This is a genomic window from Kitasatospora sp. NPDC094019 (assembly GCF_044764505.1).
Classification (GTDB): domain Bacteria; phylum Actinomycetota; class Actinomycetes; order Streptomycetales; family Streptomycetaceae; genus Kitasatospora.
Window position 1 is genome coordinate 108,508 of sequence record NZ_JBIWIF010000002.1, and the last position, 23,526, is coordinate 132,033.

Here is a 23,526-nt window from a genome sequence, read left to right on the forward strand (position 1 = left end):
CCGCTCAGCTCTCGTTGAGCGGACGGAGCAGGACGTCCCGCACGGCTTCCCGTCCCAGCTGGTCGGTCCTGAGCAGGCGTCCGGCCATCAGCAGGGCGCTCAGGAGCTGGTCGTTGGCCAGCTCCGCCCCGTCCTGCCGCTGCCGGCGGAGGAACTCGGCGATCAGATCGGCGGTCTCCGTCGCGGCGGCCGTCTCCGCACCGAGGTGGGCGGCGACCATCGCGGCCAGCCGCTGCTCGTCCGGCGCCCGGATCTCCAGCCGGACGCAGCGCCGGAGCAGCGCGCTCGGGAAGTCCCGTTCGCCGTTGCTGGTGAGGACGACCAGCGGGAACTGCGCGCAGCGCACCACACCGCCGCGCACCACCGCCGTCCGGCCGTGGTCGGCCGTGCCGACCTCCTGCGGGTCGGGGCCGAGCCGCAGCAGCTCGGGGATCTCGAACTCGCCCTCCTCGAAGACGTTCAGCAGGTCGTTGGGCAGGTCGATGTCGCTCTTGTCGATCTCGTCGATCAGCAGTACCCGCGGCGTCCGCCACGACAGCAGCGCCGTCCCGAGCGGGCCCAGCCGCAGGAACCTGCCGATGGCGGGCGACCGGCGCTCGTCCGGTTCGGCCGCCGCCTGCGGCCCGAGCCGCGGGTCGGTCCCCGGCTCGGCCCGCCGGTCGCTCTCCCGCGACAGCCCGGCTTCGTGCAGTCGCCCGATCGCGTCGTAGCTGTACAGCCCGTCGCGCAGGCTGGACCGGCTGCTGATCGACCAGCGCAGCACCGGGCCGAGGCGCAGTTCGTGGGCGACGGCATAGGCGAGGGTCGACTTGCCGACACCCGGTTTGCCGGTGATCAGGAGGGGGCGGCGCAGGTGCAGGGCGAGGTTGACCAGGTCGACCTCCCGTTCGTCCGCCTGGTACGCGGCCGCCTGCCGGATCCGGCCGAGCCGGCGGGCCGTGGAGGCCGCCGCGGAGTCCTCCGGGGGCGGTCCCGGCAGGAGTGCGGGATCGGCGTCGGGGGGGGGGGGGGGGGGGGGGGGGGGGGGGGGGGGGGGGGGGGGCGCCGCCGCCCCCGGGGGGGGGGGGGCCCGGGGGGGCCGCCCCGCCGCCGCCGCCCACGGCGGCCGCCGTCCGCCGTCGCCCCGCCGGCGCGTCGGCGCTCCCGTCCGTGGGGCTGGCGGGCCGGTCCGCGTCGGGCGCGGCGGTCGGCGCGGGCCCGGGGGGCCGTCGCGGCCCGTTCTCGGGGGGCGGGGGCGGGGGGGCGGGGGGGGCGGGCGCGGGGCCGCGGGGGGGGGGCCCGGGCTGGTGGGGGGGGGGGGGGGGGGGCCCCCCGCGGGCGCGCCAGGGGGGTGCCGGGGGGAGCCCGGCGATCCCGTCGTGGGGGACGCCGGTGCCCCGGTAGATCCACCAGTCCTCGGCCATGAACGCTCCTGACTCGTCGTCTTCTGTCGCCGGGGGGTTCGCGGTCATCCGACGATCCCGGGGAAGGAGTAGTCCTGATCGGGGTCGACGCAGTCCGGGTCGTCCCAGAGCAGCGTGACCGTGCGGTCCGGGTCCGGCTCCGGGCCGCCGACCTCCAGCCGGTACCGGTGGACGGCGTCGGGCAGTTCGGCCAACCGAGTGGGTTCGAGCTCGCGCAGGGCCGTGACGAGCGGGTCCGGGTCACCGGCGACCCGGCGCCAGATCAGGACGGGGACCCCGCCGTAGTACATCGTGTTGTCCACCGCGTACTGCACCTCGGGGTCGAGCTGTTCGTACGGGACCGTGAGGCCCAGGCAGGCGAGGCTCTGCCGGTCGGTCACCCAGCCGAGCAGCTTCTTCGCGCTCGCCCGGTCGAGCGCGGGCCACTCGATCCGTTCGAGGACCTCCTCCGAATCGACGCCCTGGGTCTGGAGGTTGGCCCAGCGCCGCCGCCAGAGCGCCAGACCCAGGTGGGGCTCGCAGTACCGTTCGAGCTGCCGGACCACCACCGGGTGGAACTCGCCCAGGGGCCGGCGGGTCGCGCCGGTGGACCAGAGCTCGGCGGTGTAGCCGAGGATGGAGCGCGGCAGCAGGAACTCGATCCGGACCGGGTCGGACGTGCGGAACGCCAGATTCAGCTCCTTCCACGCCGCCAGCCGCGCGCCGCCCGAGCTGAGCAGCTCGCTCCTGGTGAACGCCCGGTCGTCGTGGTGGCTGCCGACCCGCCGGAACGGCCCGCCCGTCAGGGGCTGGCGGTAGTAGGAGACGTGCAGCCGGTACTGGGTGTCGCTGCTGTGGGCGGGGCCCTCCTCGTCCAGCCGGATCTGGACGATCAGCCGTTCGCCGGGGACCCCCGCCACCGCGGCGGGGGCGGGGGCCCGGTCGGCGTGCGCGGCGAGGAACCGGCGCAGGACCGGGAGCGGGTGCTGCCGTCCGGCCTCGGGGCTGTCGGCGAGCGCGCGGAGGAAGAGGACCAGTGGGCCGAGCGGGTCGTCGCCGATCCGGTTGAGGAGGAGGTCCAGGACGGCCGGCAGGGTCATCCCCGCCGTGGCGCGCTGCCGCAGCCCCGGGGTGTCCTCGGGCAGGAACCCGGCGGGCTCCTTCGGCGGCTGGATCGTGTGCAACTCGCCGATCACCGCGATCAGTTCACCACGTGGCAGGTCGTCACCGCGGTTCAGGACCCGACGGGCGAGGTCCAGCCAGTCCTGCGCGCCCTGGTCCCGGGTCAGCTCCTCCAGCGCCTCGGCGAGGGCGTCCAGCGCGGCCCGGGGATCCCGGGAGGCGTGGATCGCCCGGAGTATCTCCCGGAGATGCGGTCGCGGGGTGTCGTCCTCGCGGATGTCGCCCTGGATGCCGCGGGCCTTCGCCGACGCTCCCATGGTCTCCAGCACGTCCTGGCGGAAGGTGAGGCGGGACATCCTCCGGAAGCCGAAGAGGATCTCGACGAGTACCTCCTCGGCCCCCTCCGGCCACGGCCCCCGGCCGCCCGGGGGCGGGAACGGTGTCACGCGCATCCGGCTAGCCGTCCTCCCGCTCGCCGAGGGCGCGCCCGACCACGGCGTCGAGCGCGTCGAGCGCGCCGTCGTCCGGGGCGAGTTCGGCCATCGCGGACCGCAGGGCCCGCAGGGCCGTCCGGCCGTCGCGGAAGCCGCGGCAGGCGCGCACGATCTGGTGCAGGTGGGTGCGGCGGTCGGGGCGTTCCTCGGCCTCGAAGGAGTGCTTCAGATCCAGGTGCCGGCCCATGGTGTCGAGCAGGTCGAAGCGGCCGTCGGGGCGGCGCAGCAGCTCGAAGGCCATCAGGGCGTCGACCAGCTCGCCGTTCCCGGGCGGTGCGGCAGGCGCAGACGGCGGGCCGGGCAGGACGACCCCCGCCGCGTCCAGCAGCGCGGTCAGCGCGCCCACCGGGGTGTACCAGCCGCCCTCGTCCCGCTGGAAGGCGCGGCTGCCCTTGAGCACGCCCCGCACCAGGCCGTCCCCGTCGACCAGCATGCTGCCGCTGTGGCCCTCGCGGATGCCGTCGCCGCGCACACCGAGGTACCGGTCGGCGAGGCCGACGACCCGCAGGCGCAGGGTGTCGGGCCGGGCGCCGGGGCTCGGTGTGTGGGTGGAGTGCCCGAGGGCGGTCAGGACGGTGTCCGGTTCGGCCTCGGCGGTCGCGAGCCGCGCCACCGGGTGGCCGGTCCAGTCGGGGACGCCGAGCAGGGCGAGGTCGGGGAAGGGGTAGTTGCCCCGCTCGTCGCCCTCGCCCGGCTCCGGGGCCAGCCGGATCCGGTCTGCGGGGACGGCGTGCTCGCCGGACTCGTGCCGGACGCCCACAGGCTCCGCCGCGCGCACCGCCCGTGCGACCACGTGCGCGGCGGTGACGGCGAGCCCCGGTGCGACCAGGAAGCCGCTGCCGCGGAAGTCGCCCGCCACGGTGATCACGACGGTGCTGCGCCGCAGCGCCTCGGCCGCGGCGAGGTCGGGCCGCGCGGGTGCGGTCACTCGGCGTCGGCCGCTCTGGGGGCCGGGGCGCTCGCGCTGTCGGACGCGTTCCGCGCCGACGGGGGCGTGGTGGTGGTGGCCGCCGTGCCCGCCGGGTCTGCGGCGGCGGCCGCGGCCTCCTGCTGCCGACGGCGCTCGGCGAGGTCCCAGGACAGCCGGACGGTGAGCCCGGCCTCGCTGCCGGCCTCGGCGATGACACCGAGCAACTGGCCCGACTTGACGGCCAGTTTGAGCCCGAACTCGACCTCGAAGGTGTCGGGGGACCCGGCCGCGTCCTGCGCGATGCTCTCCGCCGCCCAGCGGCCGACGCCCTGGACGGTGCTGCGCACCTGGTCCAGCGTCAGTGCCACGGCCGATCCGAGCTGCGAGGCGGCCCGTCGGCCCCCGCTCCAACCGGCGTCGCCGGAGTCCCCCCAGACGTCCGAAGGCGTCTCCGGCTGCTGGAAGTTCACCTCGCCGAGGACCTCGGCCCGGACGGTCGTGCCGTCCCCGAGATCGATCGTCACCGTTTCGGCCATGTCTGTCCGCCCCCTTGGAGATCCGCCCCCCGACGGTCCCTCACCATACCGGCGTCCTCGCACCGTGTGGCCGGGATGACCAAGTCGGTTCGCCGGTCGGGGAGTCCGGCCCGGCGGGGGTGGTCAGGCGTCCGTGGGGAGCGGTCTGGCCGGGTGGTCGGCCGGTGGGGCGGTGCGGGGCTGGGTGGGGAGGGGGAGGTCGAGGGCGGCGGTGGAGCCGGGCGGGAGGGCGAGGGCGGTCGCGGCCTCCGGCGGGAGGTCGCGCAGGCCGAGGAGGCCGGCCGACAGGCGGGCGGTGGCGCGGTGCCAGTCGTTGATCCGCCGCATCAGGGTGTGGCCGGTGCCGAGGACGGTGTAGCCGCAGACCCGGGCTCCGGCGGCCCGGCTCCGGGCGGCGAAGGCGCGGGTGTCGGCGGGGGAGGTGATCCGGTCGAGATCGCCGTGCAGCATCAGGACGTCGCGGCCGGCGAGCTGCTCGCACGGGTCCGCGGCCGGGCACCAGGGGGCGAGGGCGACGACGCCGGTGACGGTGGGGTGGCCGGCGACGCGGAGGGCGGCGCGGCCGCCCATGGAGTGGCCGACCAGGACGGTCGGGACCGGGCCCAGCTCCTCGGCGAGGTCGTCGAGGGCGGCGATCGCGTCCTTGGCGGCGTCGGCCCGCTCGCCGTTCCAGCCCCGGTGGCGGTAGCGGACGGTGCCGACCGCGACCCCGGCGCCCCCGGTCTCCCGGCGCAGCGCGTGCACGAAGCCGGCCATCCGCAGGCCGGCCAGGTTGACCGGGCCGGGGCGGGAGAGGCTGTGCTCCTGGCCGCCGTGCAGGACCAGCACCGCGGCGCCTGGCCGCTCGGGCAGGGCGCGCCAGACCAGCGCGCGGTGCCCGCCGCCACCGCCGCGGCCGCTGTTCCCGGCGCCGCCGCTGCCGTCCGTCCTGTTGCCGCTCACGCTGTCCCGTTCCCGCCCGCCGTCCGGGTCGTGCCGCGGACGGCCGTCCGTGCCGTGTGGACCGCCACTGTACGCACGGGGTGCCGGGGTGTTCCTAGCCGTTCTCCATATTCCCTCGGGGCCGTGGGCGCGAGTGCTCCCGCGGGGCGGTCCGGTCAGGCCGTGAGCAGGCCGTTCTGTCGCACCAGCCAGCAGATCGCGGTCAGCCGGTGCACCGCGAAGTCGTATCCGACCGGTTCGCGCCAGCCGATCTCGGCGAGCCGGTGCAGGAAGCCGCGCGCGTAGTCGGACAGCTCCGCGCGGTTCAGTCTCCGCTGCCGCAGCTCCGGGCCCTGCGCGTACAGCAGCTCGCGCAGTTCGGCGGCGTGCTGGTCGACGGTCGCGACGAGGCCGGGCTCGAAGGCGAGCTCGGCGAGCCGGGGGCCGAAGGCGGCGACGATCCCGGGCAGCGGACAGTCGTCCGGCCGGGGGCGCGGGGCGGCGGAGTCGGAGGGGAGGCGCCGGGGCGACTCGTCGGGCGTGGCGGACATCCGTCCACGGTAGGCGAGCGTGGTGCCGGGGCAGGCGGCCCGGGGAGGAGACCTTGGCCACCTCGGCACGCGGTACCGCCGGATCCTCGGCGCGGTTCCCCCGGATCCCCGGTGCGCGGTCCGCCGGCCCCGGGGCGCCCGGCCCCGCCGGAACCCGGTCGACGCGGCCGCTTCCCCGCTTCGGGCCCGGGCACGGGGTGGTCCGTACCAGAATGGCCGCTATGGATCTTCGAATCTTCACCGAGCCCCAGCAGGGCGCGAGCTACGACACCCTGCTCCGGGTGGCCAGGACCGCCGAGGAGCTGGGGACCTTCAGCGCCTTCTTCCGCTCCGACCACTATCTGCGGATGGGCGGCGTCAGCGGCCTGCCCGGCCCGACCGACGCCTGGATCACCCTGGCCGGCCTGGCCCGCGAGACCAGCACGATCCGCCTCGGCACGCTGATGACCGCGGCCACCTTCCGGCTGCCCGGCGTGCTGGCGATCCAGGTCGCCCAGGTCGACGCGATGAGCGGCGGCCGGGTCGAGTTCGGCCTCGGCGCGGGCTGGTACGAGGAGGAGCACACCGCCTACGGCATCCCGTTCCCGAAGGAGAAGTTCGGCCGGCTGGAGGAGCAGCTGGAGATCATCACCGGCCTCTGGAGCACCGGGCTGGGCGAGACCTTCGACTTCGAGGGCACCTACTACCGGCTGAGCGAGTCGCCCGCGCTGCCCAAGCCGGTCCAGCCGAGGATCCCGGTCCTGGTCGGCGGCACGGGGCCGACCCGCACCCCGGCGCTGGCCGCCCGGTTCGCGGACGAGTTCAACCTGCCGTTCGTGTCGGTGGCCGACTCGGAGGCCCAGTTCGGCCGGGTCCGGTCGGCCGTCGAGCGGGCCGGCCGCAAGGCCGACGACCTGGTGTACTCCAACGCCCTGGTCGCCTGCGTGGGCCGGGACGACGCCGAGGTGGCCCGCCGGGCCGCGGTGATCGGCCGCGACGTGGACGAGCTGAAGGCCAACGGCCTGGCCGGGACCCCGGACGAGGTGGTGGAGCGGATCGGCCGCTACGCCGCGGTCGGCAGCGAGCGGATCTATCTGCAACTGCTGGACCTGGACGACCTGGACCACCTGGAGCTGATCGCCTCCCGGATCGCCCCGCAGCTCGGCTGAGCCGGCTCCCGGCCGGGGCCCGGTCCTGAACGGCTCCCGGCCGGGGCCCGGGTCTGTGACGCTCCCGGATCACTTCTGTGACGATCCTGGGGCGATGGAGGACTCGGCCGGGACCCGGTCTGACCATTAGTCTTTACTCTCTCTTGAAGGGGGCAGTCTCTTCTGGAGGAGGGTCCGGGAGAGCCCGGCCCGGTGGGGAGCAGGGGGAGTGCCGATGTCGGACGTGCAGGTCTTCGAGGCGGCTCGCGACCGGGCCCCGAGCGACCGGGCCGCGACTGATCGTGTCCCGGCCGACCGGGCCGCGCCTGACCGTGTCCCGACCGACCGTGTCCCGGCCGACCGGGTCGCGGCCCGTGACCGGGCGGCCCGCACGGTGCCGCGCCCCGGCTGCCGGGAGCTCGCGACGGAGCCCTCGCCCGGCGTGCTGCGCCCGCGCGGCCTCCAGGACCTCCGCTCCGGCCGCGGCCCGGGTGCCGCGCCGGTTGCCCTGCACTACCCGGCGGGCGACCTGCTGGTGGTCTCCGGACTGCCGGGCAGCGGCAAGAGCACGCTCATGCGCCGCTGTGTGCGCACGCCGGTCGTGGACTCGCAGCTGGTCCGCGAGGAGTTCGCCGCCCGCGTCCCGTCCTGGCTCCCGTACGCGGTGTACCGCCCGCTGGTGCGGCTGGCCCACTACCGGCGGCTGCGGCGCGCGGTGCTGGCCGGCGGGCCGCTGACCGTGCACGACTGCGGGGCGGTGCCGTACGTGCGGCAGTGGCTGGCGCGGACCGCCGAGCGGCAGGGTCGCCGGGTGCACCTGGTGCTGCTGGACGCCAGCGCCGAGGAGGCCCGCGACGGCCAGCGGGCGCGGGGCCAGGCCGTCTCCGCGTACGCGTTCGCCCGGCACCGGGACGCCGCGCACCGGCTGCGCCGCCGCCTGGCCGGGACGGGGCGGCCTCCGGCCGGCTGTGCGTCGGCCGTGGTACTCGACCGGGCCGGTGCGCGTGCCCTGCGGGAGATCGTCTTCACGGCGTCGTAGTCTCGGCCGAGGCGGTCCGGGCGCCCGGTTCACCCCGTTCGTCCCGTTCCGCCAGTGGCCCGCCGCGTCGCGGGGCAGACGGGGTGTCACGTTTCGGACAGGCCGGGGCCGGTACTGTGCGCATGCGCGCGACGGGAAATGCTCCATGTGCGGTGTGGTTCAACCGCTCAAACTTCCTGGTTATGTCCGATTTGCCGTCAGAAGTTCCAGGCCGGAACGCATCTGACGCGTACACGCGACCCTGCGTAGCCTGTGGCTCGGCGGCCCCCCTCACCGCCGTCCCCCACCACCCCCCTCGGGAGCGCAGATGCGTCGTTCCGCCCGTGTTTCCTCGCGTGCCGCCGGCAGATTCCTCGGCGCGGCCGCCGTCGCCGCCGCCCTCGGGCTCACCCAGTTCGCGGCCCCGGCCGCGTTCACCACCGCCAGCGCGGCCGCCAAGGCCCCGACCTCCACCGAGTGCAGCACCGGCGAAGCGGCCCAGGACTCCGCCGCCCGCAAGCCCGCCGGTCACCCCACCGGCCAGGAGCCCAACGCCGTCACCGAGGCCCAGGCCAACGCGATGGACAGCGACCTCCAGGGCCGGCTGGCCCAGCTGGCGCACTCCGCGCAGGGCAACACCCTGCTCGCCCCGGGCGAGCTGGCCGCCACCACGACCATCCCGGTGTACGTGCACGTCGTCCACTCGGGCACCACCGGCAAGCTGTCGGCGGCCACCGTCACCAGGCAGATCGACGTCCTCAACGCCGCGTACAGCGGCCAGGGTGCGGGCAACACCGCGAGCCAGTTCCGGTTCCAGCTGGTGGCCACCGACTACACCGACAACTCCTCCTGGTACAACGGCGTCAGCCCGGGCTCCAGCGCCGAGAAGGCGATGAAGACCAAGCTGCGCAAGGGCGCGGCCAACGCCCTCAACCTGTACACGGCGAAGCTCGGCCAGTCGCTGCTCGGCTGGGCGACGTTCCCCAGCTCCTACCGCTCCAACCCGACCGACGACGGCGTGGTCATCCTCGACTCCTCGTTCCCCGGCGGCTCCGCCACCAACTACAACGAGGGCGACACCGCCACCCACGAGGTCGGCCACTGGCTCGGGCTCTACCACACCTTCCAGGGCGGCTGCTCCGGCCAGGGCGACTACGTGGCCGACACCCCGGCCGAGCAGAGCGCGGCCTACCAGTGCCCGGCCGGCCGGGACACCTGCACGGCCACCGGGGTCGACCCGATCCACAACTTCATGGACTACACCTACGACTCCTGCATGACCCAGTTCACCCCGGGTCAGGTCGCCCGGATGGCCAATTCCTGGGCCGCCTACCGGGCCTGACGGCCCCTCGCGGCCCGCGCGGGCCGCACCCCGAGACGCTGGCGGGTGCGTGGCGACGACGCCGCGCACCCGCCAGTACCAGTTCCGGCCGCACGTGAGCGCCACCCGGCGGCAGCTGCCGGTTCCCGGCCGGACCGGCGCGGCCAGGGCGGCCGAATGTCCTGGTTGATCTAAGTTCGGCGGGATACCAGCAGGACGAACCCGTCGAGCAAGGAGCAGCGGCATGGCCAACAGCGCGAACCCCAGGATCGTCGTCGGTGTGGACGGCTCGCCCGCCTCCGAGCAGGCCCTGCGCTGGGCGCTCGACTACGCCCGGGTGGCGGGCGGCACCGTCCACGCCGTCGCGGCCTGGGAGTACCCGGCGTTCTACGGCTTCGCCGGGGCGAGCCTCCCCTCCGCCGAGTTCAACCCCGAGGAACTCGCCCACCGCGTCCTCTCCGAGACCGTCACCCGGGTCGCCGGCGCGCGGCCCGAGGTGCGCGTCACCGAGTCGGTGCTGCCGGGCAACGCCGCCCAGGCCCTGCTGGAGGCCGCCGGGGGCGCCGCGCTGCTGGTGGTCGGCAGCCGCGGCCGGGGCGGCTTCGCCGGCGCCCTGCTCGGTTCGGTCAGCCGGCACGTCACCGAGCACGCCGCCTGCCCGGTGGTCGTGGTCCGCGACGGCGTGGCCGGCGGCACGGCCGGCGACGCCGGGTGACCGCGGGGCGGTGGCACGGCGGACGGCGGCGCCGGGGAGGATGGACCCGTGCCCGAAGGTGACTCCGTCTTCCGTGCGGCCGCCCGCCTGCGCCCCGTCCTCGCCGGGCAGGTGCTGACCGCCGCCGAACTGCGCGTGCCCGCCCACGCCACCGCCGTGCTGGCCGGGCGCCGGGTGCTGGAGGTCGTCCCGCGCGGCAAACACCTGCTCACCCGCCTCGAAGGCGGCCTCACCCTCCACACCCACCTGCGGATGGACGGCCGCTGGGTGGTCTTCGCCCCCGGCGAGCGCTGGACCGGCGGGCCGCCCGCGCAGATCCGCGTCGTCCTGGGCACCGGGCTCGGCACCGCCGTCGGCTACCGGATGCCCGTCGTCGAACTGCTCCGCACCGCCGACGAGCAGCGCGCCGTCGGCCACCTCGGACCCGACCTGCTCGGGCCCGACTGGGACCGCGCCGAGGCCGTCCGTCGGCTCCGCGCGGACCCCGGCCGACCGGTCGGCGAGGCCCTGCTCGACCAGCGGAACCTGGCCGGCATCGGCAACGTGTACGCCAATGAGCTCTGCTACCTGGCCGGGGTCACCCCGTGGACGCCGGTGGGCGAGCTGCCGGACCTCGACCGGCTGGCGGCCCGGGCGCGGTTGCTGCTGGACGCCAACCGGCTGCGCCCCGGCCACATCACCACCGGGGACACCCGGCGCGGCCGGGGTCACTGGGTCTACGGCCGGGCGGGACGCCCCTGCGCCCGCTGCGGGACGCTGGTGCAGACGGCGCAGCACGGGACCCCGCCGCAGGACCGCCCGGCGTACTGGTGTCCGTACTGCCAGCGCGGTCCGGCGCCGCAGGGCCGGGACCCGGGCGCGCGCGGCCGGGGCGCCCGCCGCTGAGGCCCCGGGACGGAGCCCGCCCCGCCCGCCCCACCCGCGCGGGCCCGCAGGGTCCTCAGGCCCGCTCGACCAGGGCCGGGTGGCGCGGGTCGTCGAAACGGACGGTCAGATCGGCCTCCTCCGCCGGGACCGTCTCCGCCGCGTAGCGGGCGAAGGCGGGCAGCGTCCACCGCTCCTCCCGCGCCGTCCGGCGCTCCAGCGCGGCGGCGGAGAGCGCCAGATGGACGGTCAGCTCCAGCGGCAGCCAGCGGCCGAGCAGCAGCGCGCCGTCCAGCAGCAGCACCCCGCCGGGCGCCAGCGCGGTGTAGGGCGCGCGGGTGGCGCGGTCGGTCACCGGGTCCCGCAGTGACGGCAGCACCCGGCCGCTGCCGCCCGGTTCCAGTGGGTCCAGGACCTCGCGTCGCAGCGCCCCGTCGTCGAGCCACAGGTCGTGGTAGGCGTCCGCGTCCCGCTTGCCGTACTCCAGCCGGACCGAGGCCGGGCGCAGGAAGCCGGCCGCTGGGACCCGCAGCGTCGGCAGACCCCGCAGCCGCAGCGGTTCGACCAGGGCGTCCGCCAGTTCCCCGGGGCGGGCGGCCGGGGCGCCGTCGACCGCGACCCGCAGCCGGCGGGTGCCGGCCCCCGGCAGGGCGGCGATCCGGTCGGCGAGCAGCTCGACGAGGAGTTCGGGCGAGATCGGGCGAATCGGCACGGCGTCATCCTGCGGTCGGGGAGCCAGCGGGCCTGTGGGGTCGGCGTTCGTCGTCGAAGGCGACCGTCGTTCAGGGGACGGGCAACTGCCCCAGGCAGTACAGGGTGGTGTCGTGGCCCGCGAGGAGCCGGGTGCCGTCGCTGGCGACCGACCAGACGTCGACCCCCGGGCCGGTGTCGTTGAAGATCGTGGACAGCTTTCCCTGCTCCGCCTCGACGACGAGGACGCCCGCGCCGGCCGGGCCCGGCACCACCAGACCGGAGCTGAGCAGCAGCGGTCGGCAGCGGCGGTCGAGCCGGAACGGCAACTGGCACTGCCAGGTCTGCTCGCCGCTCCCCGCCTCGTGCGCGGTGATCAGCCCGTTGTCGCGCGGCACGTACACCCGGTAGCTGTCGCTGAGCGGCGGCAGGGCGCGCCACTCCTCGCCCGGGCCGGGGCGCACCGACCAGCGCGGCGAGCCGTCCTCCAGGCGCAGGGCCTGGACCCCGCCGGCCCCGGGGGTCGGCAGGTAGACGTGCCGCTGGTCCATCATCGACCAGGCGGGGGCGGAGCCCGCGGTGGTCCAGAGCCGCCGCCCGGTGGTGCCGTCCAGCAGCGACATGCCGGACGTCGGGTCGGCGCCCCAGGTCAGCAGCCGCCCGCCGATGGGCAGCACGCTGACGGCGTCCTCGCCGCGCTCCGCGGCCGGGCGGGACCACAGCAGGCCGCGACCGGTGGCGTCCACGGCGAACAGGGTGCCGCGGGTGTCGCCCCGGCTGCCGACCGTGCCGTAGACCTGCGCCCCGTCGCAGCCGAAGAGGGTGATCCGCTCGCCAAGCTCGGGGGGAAGGGGCTGGCTCCAGCCGGCCGCCGGGCCGGTCAGCGCGCGGGCGTCCACATGGCCGGTCGAGGCGGTGAACAGCCGCCCAGCCCCGACGATCAGCGGCGAGTCCTCCGGCCGGCCCCGGACCGCCGCCTCGTCGACGTTGCCGATCACGGCGCCGCTCGCCGCGTCGAGGATCCGCAGGCCGCCGGCCGTCACGTAGGCGGCCGCGAACAGCCGCCCGCTCAGCCGCTCCGGTGTCATCGGCTCGGACCCCCGGTACACCCAGAGCGGCTCCGCCCCGGTCAGCCGGCTGGGCAGGGGCTGCGGCTTCGCGGTCTCCGCCCCGGAACCGCCCGCCCGCCGGGACACCCCCCAGACGGCGGCGCCCGCCGCCAGCACCCCGGCGCCGATCAGCAGCCGCCGCCGGTTCGGCCGGGGCCCGTCACCGCCGTCGCCGCCACCGCTCACCACGTCGGCGGGCGCGGTCGCCCCGTCCTCGTCCTCGCCGTCCCACCGCCAGGACGCCTCGCCCGCCGGTCGGTCGGCCGGTGTGCTCCCCATGCTTCGCCACTCGTCTTCCCCCGGGGCAGCCGTCGCGCTGCACTGTCCACGGAGAATACCCAAGTCACGGGCCCGGGCCGCTCCCGCGGGCGGTCCCGGACTCAGCCGGGGAGGCCGTGGTCGGCGAGGTCGGCGAGCACGTCCGCGTGGCAGGGGAGCGGGGCGCACCAGCAGCCGAGGCGGCGGCCGCGCAGGTCGGGGACGAGGGCGAGCAGATCGGGGCGGGCGAGCAGGTGGGCCCGGTACTTCACCAGCATCTCCTCGCGCGGCAGCGCGGGGCCCGGGCGGAAGGGGCAGTGCAGCGGCGACTCGGCCAGCTGCCAGCCGCCGCGGTGCATCGCCCGGCCGACGTAGAGCACGTCGCCGAGGGCGGGGTCGTCGCGGTGGCCCTTGAGATTGACCACGGTGGTCGGGCCGGGGCCCGGGGTACGGGGTGCCATGGGCACGATGGTGACGCGGTCGGGACCGGTGGGCACCCCGGGGCGGGTGGGGTTCGTCTTGACAGCCCCTGGGGCCCGGCGTAGCAAGAGAGGATGCGCCAGGGTGTTCCGGCGGACCCGCCCGGTCCGCCACCTAGCGGCCGGGATGCCCGGGCGGTGCGTCCCGACCCGCGCCGCCCTGGGCCGGGTGCTGCCCCGAATCCGGCGGGGCCGGCCGAACGGGACCCCGCGCGCGAGCGGGAGGTCCTGCTGACCTCCGCCGTCCGGACGGTCCTCGGCGGCACCGACGCCCACGGCGCGACCGTCTACCTGCGTTCCCGCGACCGGCGCTCGCTGGTGCTGTGCGCGGTCGCCGGTGTGCCGCTGTCGGTGCTCGGGCCGTTCCGGCGGGTCGCCGCGGCCGGCCCGCTGCCGATCGCGGTCAGCTACCGCACCGGCCGCACGGTCCTGCTCGCCGACACCGAGGACACCATGCGGCGCTTCCCGCAGCTCGCCGTCGGTCTGCCCTACGACTTCGCCTCCGCCAGCGTCCCGGTACGGGCCGGCGAGGAGGTCTTCGGGGTGCTCGGCGTGCTGTGGGCCGCCTCGGACGACGGCGTGCCCGAGGGCGCGCGCCGGCACGTGCGCGCGGTCGCCGCCCGGCTGGCCGCGGGACTGGCCGGACTGGAGGAGGCCGGCCACCCGGTGGAGCCGAACGGCGAGACCACCGTCGTCGAACTCACCCCGCCGTCCGCGCCGACCACCCGGGTCGGCCTGTTCGACTGGGACGTGGCGCTCGGCGAGGTCGCCGCCGACGACCAGTTCTGCGAGATCTTCGGGATCGCGCCGGGCGACTTCGACGGCCGCGCCGAGACCCTGTCCGCCCGGATCGCCCCCGGCGACCTGCCGGAGTTCCGGGCCGCCGTGCGCGGCGCCCTCGACCGGGGCCGGGTGCTCGCCGCGCGGCTGCGGGTACTGGACCGGGACGGCCACCCCTACCCCGTCGAACTCTGGGCCCGGGTGCCCCGCGACGGTCCCGGGGCCCGCGGGCGTCTGGTCGGCGCCGTGCTCGACACCCGGACCGGCACCGCCGCGGCCGCCGCCGTGGAGCGGCTGCGCGAGGGCGTCTTCTCGCTCGACCCGGACGGCCGGATCACCTACGCCAACCACAGCGTCGAGCTGCTGCTCCAGGCCCGCCGCGAGGACCTCGTCGGCCACCAGCCGTGGCAGGTGCTGCCCTGGCTGTCCGACCCGGTGTACGAGAACCGCTACCGGGCCGCCCTGCTGTCCCAGCAGCCCACCGCCTTCCTCGCCCGCCGGCCGCCGGACCACTGGCTGGCCTTCTCGCTCTACCCCGACGCGCACGGCGTCACCGGCCGGGTGGTCGCCGCCGACCCGCCGCCCGACGCCGCCGCGCCCGCCCCCGAACCCGCCGCGCCCGGCGCCTGGACCGGCCTCGGCGTCATGTACCACCTGCTCCAGCTGGCCAGCGCGCTGAGCGAGGCGGTCACCGTCCGCGAGGTCTGCCGGGCGGTGGCCGACGAGATCCTCCCGGCCCTCGGCGGACAGGAGCTCGCCATCTACACGATCCGGGAGAAGCACCTGCACCTGGTCTCGCAGAGCGGCTACCCCGACGGCTTCCTCGACCGCTTCGAGGGCACCCCGGTCGGCGCCCGGGTGCCCGGGGCCGAGACGCTCAGCACCGGCACCCCGATCTTCTTCGAGAACGTCGGGCAGCTCGCCGCCGCCTACCCCGGACTGGCCCTGGACGACATGGGCGCCTGGGCGTTCCTGCCGCTGATCGCCTCCGGCCACCCGGTCGGCAGCTGCATCCTCGGCTTCGACCGGCCCCGGCCGTTCACCCTGGAGGAGCGCGGCCTGCTCACCGCGCTGGCCGGCTTCATCGCCCAGGCCCTGGAACGCGCCCGGCTGTACGACGCCGAGTTCACCCTCGCCCGGGGCCTCCAGCAGGCGCTGCTCCCGCACCGGCTGCCCCGGCTGGAGCGGGTCCGGATCGCGGCCCGCTACCTGCCCGGCACCCAGGGCATGGAGATCGGCGGAGACTGGTACGACGCCATCGTCACCGGGCGGGACCTCTGCCTGGTCATCGGCGACGTCGAGGGCCACAGCGTCGGCGCCGCCGCCACCATGGGTCAGCTGCGCAGCGCCGTGCGGGCCTTCGCCACCGGCGGCAACCCGCCGGACGAGGTGCTGGCCCGGACCAATCAGCTGCTGCTCGACCTCGACCCCGGGCTGCTCGCCAGTTGCTGCCTGATCCGCCTCACCCCGGGGGAGGGCACCGCCCTGGTCGCCAGGGCCGGCCATCTGCCGCCGGTGCTCCGCCACCCGGACGGGCGGGCCGAGGCGCTGGAGGTGCCGGGCGGACCGCTGCTCGGCGTCGACCAGCACGCGGTGTACCCGGTCAGCGACCTGCGACTGGAGCCCGGCTCGGTGCTCGCCCTCTACACCGACGGCCTGGTCGAGGACCCGGCGGTGGAGATCGACGCGGGCGTGGACCGGCTGCGGGCGGCGCTGGCCGGGCCGGAGGCGGGCCGGCTGATCGCGGTGGCGGGGCTGGACGGCCTGGCCGACCGGGTGCTGCGGGAGGTCGGCTCCACGCACCGGGTGGACGACGTGGCGCTGCTGCTGACCGGGTACAGCTGACTCCCGGCGCGGGGTGCGTGGGACGTGCGCGGGGTGGGGGCGGGGTGCTGCGGGGTGTGGGGTGCGCGGGGTGGGGCGGGGTGCTGCGGGGTGTGGGGTGCGGGGTCCCCTGCCGGTCCGTCCCGGCGGCGGGAACGACTTTCGTCGGAGCCGGCGGCGACGAACGGTGACGGCGGTGACCAGGGGTGATTCGTTAGCCTCGACGGGTGGACGTCATAGCGAGAGCCTGGTCGAAGGCGGTTCGAACGGCACTGCCCGGGCCCTGGCGGCCCGGACTGGTGGTCCGCGAGCTGGTGGGAGCGCTGCTGATCGCCGGGCTGGCCGCGCCGATCGAGGTGCTCAGCCGCACCGGGCTGGCCCTGCCGACGGCACTGGCCTCCGCGGTCCTCTTCCTGCTGCGCCGGGGCCTGCCCGCGACCGCCCTGGTGCTCACCGCCGTCGCCAGCGGCCTCGGCGGCGGCACCCTGCCGCTGCTGGTCTGCGTCGGCTGGTCGGCCGGTGCCCGGATCCGCCGGGTCGGGGTCCTGGCCGGTTCGTTCGCGGCCGGCTGGGCGCTGATGACCGTGTTCGGGCTGTTGAAGGACGCCGGGCAGATCCCGGTGAAGCTGATCGTCGGATTCTCGCTGGGCGGCTATCTGCTGCTGGCGGTGCTGCCCGCGCTCTGGGGCCGGTACCGGGCGCAGCGCCGGGCACTGACCGACGCGCTGCGCGAGCGCAACGAGCAACTGCTGCGCGAGCACGCGATGATCGCGCACCAGGCGCGGCTGCGCGAACGGCACCGGATCGCCCAGGACATGCACGACAGCCTGGGCCACCAGCTGGCCCTGATCTCGGTGCACACGGGGGCGCTGGAGGTCGACCGGACGCTGACCGACCGGCAGCGCGAGGCGGTCGGGGTGCTGCGGCTGGCCGCGGTCGCGGCGATGCGGGAGCTGCGCGAGGTGGTCGGGGTGCTGCACGACGAGTCGACGGCGCTCCCGCCGGGGCCGGGGTCCCCGTCGGTCGCCGGAGCCGGAGTCGGAGCCGGAGCAGCGGGGGCGGGGGGCGTCGGCACCGGGGGCGTGGACGGGATCGAGGGACTGGTCGATTCCTCCCGCGCGGCCGGTACGCCGGTCTCGCTGGTCCGCGACGGCGAGCGCCGTCCGCTGGCCGCGTCCGCCGGGCACGCGGCGTACCGGGTGGTGCAGGAGGCGCTGACCAACGCGCACAAGCACGCCCCCGGGGCGCCGATCACCGTGGCGCTGCGCTACGAGCCGGACGCGCTGGTGGTGGAGGTGGTGAACCCGGCGGCGCCCGAGCCGGTGGGGGTGCGCGCCGGTGGCGCCGCCCCGGCGGTGGTCAGCGGCGGTCAGGGACTGACCGGGCTGCGCGAGCGGGCGCGGCTGGTCGGCGGCATGGTGCACGCCGGTCCGACCCCGGGGGCCGGCTTCCGGCTGGCCGCCGTGCTGCCGTACCAGGGGGCGGACGGCGCCGGGGCCCAGGGCGTCGACGCGGGGCCGGCGGCCGGACCGGGGATCGGGGCCTCGTACCCGGAGCCGGACGCCTGGCCGGGCGGGATGCCCGGGGCGGCGGCCGGGCCGCCGAAGCGGCGCAGTCCGGCGATCGGCTGCGCGGTCGGCGGGGTGGCGGTGCTGGCGGCCGTGCTCGGGCTGCTGGTCTGGGGCGTGGCCGGCTTCGTCCGGGGCGCGGAGGATTCCACGGTGAAGCGGTCGGTCTACGAGAGCGCCGTGCCCGGCACCCCGGAGGCGGAGGTGCGGAAGCAGTTGCCGCGGGGCAGCGACTTCTTCCTGAGGAATCTGGAGGGCACCGGCCCCACGCCGCCGGATGGGGCGGACTGTGTCCGCTATCTCTTCGACGACAACGGGGGGACCGCCTGGGGCGAGGACGCCGTCGTCCGGTTCTGCTTCAAGGACGGGGTGCTGGTCGAGAAGCAGCAGTACCAGGTGAAGCAGTGAACGACGGGGATGCCAGGATGGTCCCGGGGCACCGGCCGGTCCGCCGCCGCACCGTCAGGAGCAGCCCGCCAGGACCAGTACCAAGGGGATGACCAGCAGTGATCCGAGTCCTCGTCGCCGATGACGAGCCGCTCATCCGGGCCGGGATCAGGATGATCCTGTCCTCCGCCGACGACATCGACGTGGTGGCCGAGGCCGCCGACGGTCGGCAGGCGCTGGACCTCGCCCGCGCGCACCGGGTGGACGTCGTGCTGCTGGACATCCAGATGCCGGTCCTGGACGGCCTGTCGGCGCTCGCCGAGCTGCCGAGGGTCGCCCCCGGCGCGCGGGCGATCGTCCTCACCACCTTCGGGGAGCGCGACAACGTATTGCGCGCCGTGAGCGACGGTGGTGCCGGCTTCCTGTTGAAGGACACCGCGCCGGCCGAGCTGATCCAGGCCGTCCGGGCGGCCGCCACCGGGCACGCCTTCCTGTCGCCCGCCGCGACCCGGCACATCGTCGACTCGCTGGCGGGCGGTCGGTCGGGCCCCGTCGCGGCGCGCGGCGCCCGGGCCCGGCAGCGGTTGGAGGTACTGACCGGGCGCGAGCTGGAGGTGCTGGCGCTGCTGGGCGAGGGGCTGTCCAACGCGGACGCGGGGGCCCGGATCCATATGAGCGAGGCGACGGTGAAGACGTACGTCAGCCGGATCCTGGCCAAGCTGGGCTGCGAGAACCGGGTGCAGGCGGCGTTGCTGGCCCGGGACGCCGGGCTGGGCGACGTCGGTTGAGGACGCGCCGACGGGCTGTCGGGAGGGCGGCGGCGGGGCCCGGACGGCGACTGACGGTGCGTTCGGCGGACGGGGCGCCGGACCGTTTGGTGCGTGCAAGGACGGGTCGTGTGCCATGCGCTGAGCGATTTTTCGCTCACGCTCGGTAGTCGGAGTGGCGAACGCCACCCCGGCGGTCGGCGGAATCGGGAACTCCGGTCGCGGACATGACGGGGCGTCAGTGATCAGTGACGGTAAGTCGACAAAGCGCCCGGACTTTCGGCCGACCCGATGTGAGCGAGCGCACGGAAATCGACCGTTTGGGCTGGGGAATGCGGTCAAAGGCGGTCGTTTCCGGGTCAGTTTCATGATCGATACCGCCGGTAACAGTCGACTGACCTGGGACGACCAAGAATTGCTTGATGCGGCCCGGTAGCGCCCGTAGCTTCTTTGGCGGTGCAACGAGCACCACCCGGGTTCACCCCCGACCCACGGCCCGCCGACCGACCATCGGCACCAGGGCGGTGGCAGCCGACGTGACCGGCCTCAACAGGCTGTCGGCGAGCGGAGGGTGGCCGGGGCGGCACGGCACGTCGGACACGTGTGCGGTCGCCCAGCGAGTGAGGGAGCGACAACCGGCCCCGGCAGGGGCCTGGTTCCGCATGCCTGCCCGGGGTCTGTCGAGAGGACTTCCATGAATCCCCGTCACGAGACCGCCGCTGCCACCACCACCGCCGCCACCAAGCGCAACCGCGTTCGGATGGCCGTGGTGGCGGGCGCCGCCTTCGCGGCCCTGCCGGTGGCCGGCCTCGTCACGGCCACCTCGGCCGCTGCCGCCCCCGCCACCGCCTGGGACGCCGTCGCCCAGTGCGAGAGCGGCGGCAACTGGAGCATCAGCACCGGCAACGGCTTTTCCGGTGGACTGCAGTTCGCCCCCTCGACCTGGAGGGCGTACGGCGGCGCCGCCTACGCCTCGCAGGCCCACCAGGCGAGCAGGGCGCAGCAGATCGCCGTCGCCGAGAAGGTCCTCGCCTCGCAGGGCCCCGGTGCCTGGCCGGTCTGCTCGGTCAGGGCGGGCCTGAGCCGCGGCGGCGCGCCCGCCGTCGTCGCCGACGCGCCCGACGCGGAGCCCAAGGCGCAGCAGCCGGCCAAGCAGCAGCCGGTCAAGCAGCAGCCCGCCAAGGCGGCCCAGGCTCCCGCCCAGAGCCAGAAGGCCCCCGCCCGCAAGGCCCCGGTGCAGACCCCGCCGCAGGGTGCCGCGAAGCCCGCCGCGTCCGCCGCCGGCTCCGCCGCGCCCGAGAAGGCTTTCGCCGGCGGTGGCTACGTCGTCAAGAGCGGCGACACGCTGAGCGGCATCGCCGCCAAGTTCGGCCTCGACACGGCCGGCCTGCACGCCCGGAACCTCAAGGCGATCGGTGCCGACCCGAACCTCATTTTCCCGGGTCAGACCCTGTCCTTCTGACCCCGCACCACCGGTCCCGCACTCCGGTGGACCGAACGGCCGCCCTGCCCCCGGGGCGGCCGTTCGGCGTGTCGGGGGCGAGGCGGGCGGAGGCGGCGCGCGGGGCGGAGTCGGCGTGCGGGGTGGCGCGCGGGCGGAGTGTGCGGGGTGGGGTGCGCGGGGCGGGGTGCGCGCCAGTGGTAGTTGAACGTTGAAGCGCGACGTCCGAATACCGCCGGACTCCCGGGTCGTCACGGTCGAGGATCGAGTCATGTCCACGAACGACACAAGGAGTTCCGAAGAAATGACGATCACTGCCGGTATCGCCCCGCTCGACGGCAAGGTGGCCCTGGTGACCGGCGGCAGCCGGGGGATCGGGGAGGCGGTGGCCCTGCGTCTCGCCGAGGACGGCGCCGACGTGGTGGTGACCTACCTGGGCAGCGCCGAGCGGGCCGAGGCCGTCGCGGCCAAGATCACCGCGATGGGCCGGCGCGGCTGGGCGGTCCGGGCCGACAGCGCCGACCCGGAGGAGGTCCGCGCCGTGGTCGCGGCGGTGGCCGAGCGCTTCGGGCGCCTCGACATCCTGGTCAACAACGCCGGGGTGGGTCACGTCGGCCCGATCGAGGAGACCACCCTCGCCGACATCGACCGGGTGCTGGAGGTCAACGTCCGGGCGCCGTACCTGTTCGCCCAGGCGGCGGTGCCCCACCTGACCGAGGGCGGACGGATCGTCACCATCGGCAGCTGCATGGCCAAGCGGGCCGCCTTCGCGGGCGGCAGCCTCTACGCCACCAGCAAGGCCGCGATGATCGGGCTCACCAAGACGCTCTCCCGCGAGCTGGGACCGCGCGGGATCACCGTCAACGTGATCCACCCCGGCCCGGTCGACACCGAGCTGAACCCGGCCGACGGCCCGGGTGCCGACTTCCAGTCGGGCTTCACCGCGGTCGGCGGCTTCGGCCGGCCCTCCGAGATCGCCGCGACGGTCGCGCACCTGGCCGGTGCGGAGGGCCGGTACATCACCGGCGCCGAGATCGCCGTGGACGGCGGCTTCGCCGGCTGATCCGCGGCCGGACACGCCGACGGCCGGCCCGGGGCGTTCCTCCGGGCCGGTTGTCGGTGCCCGCGTCTACGATCGGCCGGACCGACCACGTGGGCGGGCGCGCGTCCCGACGGCCGCGCGCCCGCGCACGGGTCCCGGGTGAGGGGCCGCCGCGGCCCCGCCGACCGAGAGGTGCGTCATGACCGGAGCCGAAGACCCGATCGAGCTGCTCGCCCGCGCGCTCGCACAGACCGCCGGGCTGATCGACGGCGTCGGCGCCGAACTCGCCGATCACCCGACCCCCTGCCACTCCTGGGACGTCGGACAGCTGATCAGTCATCTGTTGAACGATCTGCGGCAGTTCACGGTCCGGGCGGAGGGCGGCAACCCCGACTGGTCCGAGCCCTTCGACCGGGTCGAGGACGACTGGCTGCACCGCTTCGAGTCCGGCGCGGACCGGCTGGTGGCCGCCTGGCGGAAGGCGGGCGACCTCGACGGCGTCATCGAGATCCCCGGTGTCGGGGAACTGCCGGCCCGCTTCCCGGTGGACCAGCAGATCGCCGAGTTCGCCGCGCACGGCTGGGACCTCGCCCGGGCCACCGGCCAGTCCACGGCCGGGCTCGACCAGGAGGTCGGCCTGGCGGCGCTCGCCTGGGCGCGCGGCGCGCTGCGGCCCGAGTACCGGGGGAGCGAGGAGGAGCGGCACGCCTTCGGCCCGGAGATCGCGGTCGCCGAGGACGCGCCGGTGTACGACCGGCTCGCCGCGTTCTTCGGTCGCGAGCCCGGGGCCGCCGGGTAGCGCGGGGCGGGCCCGGGGGGCGTCCGGCGCCCCCGGGCGCGAAGGTGCGGACCGGCTCGGCCCTCCGGCTCAGCCGCGGCTCCAGAGCAGGGAGATCTCCGGGTAGCGCGGCGAGGGCGCGTTCAGCAGCGGCGAGGGGCGCCCGCGCAGGAACCGGTCGAAGTACGCCCGCACATACGTCCGGGCCAGCTCGGTCGCGCGCTCCGGGGCGACGGTGCCGAACAGCTGGGCGTAGACCTCCGGCGGCAGGTGGTCGGCCACGTGTCCCGGGCCGGCGGTGTGCGGCAGGTCCGTGAAGCTCAGATGGCCGGAGTCGCGCTGCCGCAGCTGCCGCCCCCATCCACGCTGGTGCTCCCGCCAGCGCCGCCAGGTGTCGTGGTCGTCCAGTGCCGTGAGCAGCAGGAACGGCCGGTCCAGACCCTGCTCCGGAACCGGTGAGCCGAACAGCCCGCCGTCGAGGTCCAGCCCGGCCGCGAACCGCCGGTCCTGCCGGACCGCCTCGGCGGCCGCCGCGCCGCCCATGGAGTGGCCGAGCACGCCGATCCGCGCCGGGTCGGCACAGGGCAGTCCGGAGTGCCACCGGGCCGTCCGGCCGGTGGTCAACTCCGTGGCCACGAAGCGGAGATCGGCCGCCCGGACGCCGATCTCCTTGCGCTCGGCGGCGTCCCAGTCGGCGGGCTCGTCCTCCAGCGCACTGGTCACCACCCGGCCGTCCGGGAACTCGACGGCGGCCGCGTCGTAGGTGTGGTCGATCGCCGCGACCAGGTAGCCGTGCGCCGCCAACTCCTCGGCGAGCGCGGTGCAGTTGCTGCGCCCGCCCTTGCGGCCGTGCCCGAGCAGCAGCAGCGGGAGGGCCCCCGGAACCGTCGGCGCGGCCGCCCGCGCGGTCGGGCGCAGCCGGCCGAGCGTTCCCGGGTCGAGGTAGGCGGTCCGCTCCAGCGCCGCCGCCACCCGTGCGGTCGTGTACGGCGCGCGCGCCCGTCCGCCGGTCCCGGTCGCGGGATACCAGAGCTGCGCCATCAGCTCGCGCGGCCCCGCCGCCGGGGCGAACGGGTCCTGCCGGTCCTGGTCGACCAGGCGCAGCGACACCGTGCCGACCGGGTGCCGCCCGGTCGGCCCCGGCAGGTCGATCGGCCCCGGCCGGGCGGCGGGCGCGGCGTCGGGCACGGGAGCAGGGGCGGCATGCGCGGCGGCGGCACCCGGCAGGGTCAGCGCCGCGCCTCCCACGCCCGCGAACGTCAGCAGCGATCGACGCCGGATCATCCTCAACCACCCCTAGTGTCGGCGATGTTGGTGCCGCCTCACCTTAGGGCGTGCCTTTCGGCTCCCGCCAGGCCGGGCCCGCGGCGGGCCAGGGGGGAGCAGTGGTCGCGGTGCCGCCCCGGCGCGGTGCCGCCGGTGCGGCGGATCCACCGGTGTCC

General features: G+C 76.0%; 21 protein-coding genes. 11 read left to right on the forward strand and 10 right to left on the reverse strand.

The annotated features are described in order from the left end of the window. Positions 1-4: 4 nt before the first annotated feature. The 6 genes from ACIQ9P_RS05555 to ACIQ9P_RS05580 form a co-directional block, all read right to left on the reverse strand. A complete protein-coding gene (locus ACIQ9P_RS05555) occupies positions 5-763 on the reverse strand; it encodes a hypothetical protein (RefSeq protein WP_402350134.1) in 759 nt (252 codons plus the stop codon). Between the two features lie 684 nt (positions 764-1,447). Next, positions 1,448-2,956 carry a hypothetical protein gene (locus ACIQ9P_RS05560; protein WP_402350137.1) on the reverse strand — a complete coding sequence of 503 codons (1,509 nt, stop codon included), beginning with the start codon at positions 2,954-2,956 and terminating at the stop codon, positions 1,448-1,450. Positions 2,957-2,960: 4 nt separating this feature from the next. Next, the gene (locus ACIQ9P_RS05565) at positions 2,961-3,926 is read right to left on the reverse strand and encodes a trypsin-like peptidase domain-containing protein (RefSeq protein ID WP_402350140.1); all 966 of its coding nucleotides are present in this window, start codon (positions 3,924-3,926) and stop codon (positions 2,961-2,963) included. Next, positions 3,923-4,444: a CU044_2847 family protein gene (locus ACIQ9P_RS05570; protein WP_402350143.1), complete on the reverse strand. Its 522-nt coding sequence runs from the start codon at positions 4,442-4,444 to the stop codon at positions 3,923-3,925. Before ACIQ9P_RS05570 ends, ACIQ9P_RS05565 begins: the two co-directional genes overlap by 4 nt. A gap of 123 nt (positions 4,445-4,567) precedes the next feature. Then, a complete protein-coding gene (locus ACIQ9P_RS05575) occupies positions 4,568-5,386 on the reverse strand; it encodes an alpha/beta hydrolase (RefSeq protein ID WP_402350145.1) in 819 nt (272 codons plus the stop codon). Positions 5,387-5,541: 155 nt separating this feature from the next. Further along, a complete protein-coding gene (locus tag ACIQ9P_RS05580; protein WP_402350148.1) occupies positions 5,542-5,916 on the reverse strand; it encodes a DUF6401 family natural product biosynthesis protein in 375 nt (124 codons plus the stop codon). A gap of 221 nt (positions 5,917-6,137) precedes the next feature. On the opposite strand from ACIQ9P_RS05580, the gene ACIQ9P_RS05585 reads away from it, so the two are divergent. The 5 genes from ACIQ9P_RS05585 (at position 6,138) to ACIQ9P_RS05605 (ending at position 10,982) form a co-directional block, all read left to right on the forward strand. Then, complete coding sequence (locus tag ACIQ9P_RS05585; RefSeq protein WP_402350151.1) at positions 6,138-7,064, forward strand: LLM class F420-dependent oxidoreductase; 927 nt, start codon at positions 6,138-6,140, stop codon at positions 7,062-7,064. A 214-nt stretch (positions 7,065-7,278) separates the two neighbouring features. After that, positions 7,279-8,082 (forward strand): AAA family ATPase, encoded by an 804-nt coding sequence (locus tag ACIQ9P_RS05590; RefSeq protein WP_402350153.1) that lies wholly within the window; start codon positions 7,279-7,281, stop codon positions 8,080-8,082. 307 nt (positions 8,083-8,389) lie between these two features. Beyond that, on the forward strand, positions 8,390-9,403 hold the full coding sequence (locus tag ACIQ9P_RS05595; RefSeq protein ID WP_402350156.1) for a zinc metalloprotease: 1,014 nt from the start codon (positions 8,390-8,392) through the stop codon (positions 9,401-9,403). Between the two features lie 223 nt (positions 9,404-9,626). Then, positions 9,627-10,097, forward strand: a complete 471-nt coding sequence (locus ACIQ9P_RS05600; RefSeq protein WP_402350159.1) for a universal stress protein — start codon at positions 9,627-9,629, stop codon at positions 10,095-10,097. A 48-nt stretch (positions 10,098-10,145) separates the two neighbouring features. Continuing rightward, on the forward strand, positions 10,146-10,982 hold the full coding sequence (locus ACIQ9P_RS05605; RefSeq protein ID WP_402350162.1) for a DNA-formamidopyrimidine glycosylase family protein: 837 nt from the start codon (positions 10,146-10,148) through the stop codon (positions 10,980-10,982). Between the two features lie 55 nt (positions 10,983-11,037). On the opposite strand, the gene ACIQ9P_RS05610 is transcribed toward ACIQ9P_RS05605, so the two are convergent. The 3 genes from ACIQ9P_RS05610 to ACIQ9P_RS05620 all read right to left on the reverse strand — a co-directional run bounded on the left by ACIQ9P_RS05610 (position 11,038) and on the right by ACIQ9P_RS05620 (position 13,479). Next, on the reverse strand, positions 11,038-11,673 hold the full coding sequence (locus tag ACIQ9P_RS05610) for a uridine kinase (RefSeq protein ID WP_402350165.1): 636 nt from the start codon (positions 11,671-11,673) through the stop codon (positions 11,038-11,040). Between the two features lie 70 nt (positions 11,674-11,743). After that, positions 11,744-13,039, reverse strand: coding sequence for a PQQ-binding-like beta-propeller repeat protein (locus tag ACIQ9P_RS05615; RefSeq protein WP_402350168.1), 1,296 nt, complete (start codon positions 13,037-13,039; stop codon positions 11,744-11,746). Positions 13,040-13,140: 101 nt separating this feature from the next. After that, a complete protein-coding gene (locus tag ACIQ9P_RS05620) occupies positions 13,141-13,479 on the reverse strand; it encodes a DUF4326 domain-containing protein (RefSeq protein WP_402350171.1) in 339 nt (112 codons plus the stop codon). A 156-nt stretch (positions 13,480-13,635) separates the two neighbouring features. Here ACIQ9P_RS05620 and ACIQ9P_RS05625 point away from each other — a divergent pair, with 156 nt between their 5' ends. From ACIQ9P_RS05625 to ACIQ9P_RS05650, 6 genes are all read left to right on the forward strand, one after another. After that, on the forward strand, positions 13,636-16,122 hold the full coding sequence (locus ACIQ9P_RS05625; protein ID WP_402350174.1) for a SpoIIE family protein phosphatase: 2,487 nt from the start codon (positions 13,636-13,638) through the stop codon (positions 16,120-16,122). 206 nt (positions 16,123-16,328) lie between these two features. Beyond that, positions 16,329-18,077 (forward strand): sensor histidine kinase, encoded by a 1,749-nt coding sequence (locus ACIQ9P_RS05630; RefSeq protein WP_402350177.1) that lies wholly within the window; start codon positions 16,329-16,331, stop codon positions 18,075-18,077. Positions 18,078-18,175: 98 nt separating this feature from the next. Further along, positions 18,176-18,844 (forward strand): response regulator, encoded by a 669-nt coding sequence (locus tag ACIQ9P_RS05635; RefSeq protein WP_402350180.1) that lies wholly within the window; start codon positions 18,176-18,178, stop codon positions 18,842-18,844. Positions 18,845-19,517: 673 nt separating this feature from the next. Then, positions 19,518-20,285 carry a transglycosylase family protein gene (locus tag ACIQ9P_RS05640; protein ID WP_402350183.1) on the forward strand — a complete coding sequence of 256 codons (768 nt, stop codon included), beginning with the start codon at positions 19,518-19,520 and terminating at the stop codon, positions 20,283-20,285. Between the two features lie 283 nt (positions 20,286-20,568). Further along, complete coding sequence (locus ACIQ9P_RS05645; RefSeq protein ID WP_402350186.1) at positions 20,569-21,327, forward strand: SDR family NAD(P)-dependent oxidoreductase; 759 nt, start codon at positions 20,569-20,571, stop codon at positions 21,325-21,327. A gap of 178 nt (positions 21,328-21,505) precedes the next feature. Next, positions 21,506-22,105 carry a TIGR03086 family metal-binding protein gene (locus tag ACIQ9P_RS05650; RefSeq protein WP_402350189.1) on the forward strand — a complete coding sequence of 200 codons (600 nt, stop codon included), beginning with the start codon at positions 21,506-21,508 and terminating at the stop codon, positions 22,103-22,105. A 69-nt stretch (positions 22,106-22,174) separates the two neighbouring features. Here the strand turns inward: ACIQ9P_RS05650 and ACIQ9P_RS05655 are convergent, their stop codons facing one another. Next, entirely contained in the window at positions 22,175-23,368 is a 1,194-nt protein-coding gene (locus ACIQ9P_RS05655) for an alpha/beta hydrolase (RefSeq protein WP_402350192.1), read from the reverse strand. Positions 23,369-23,526: the final 158 nt, after the last annotated feature.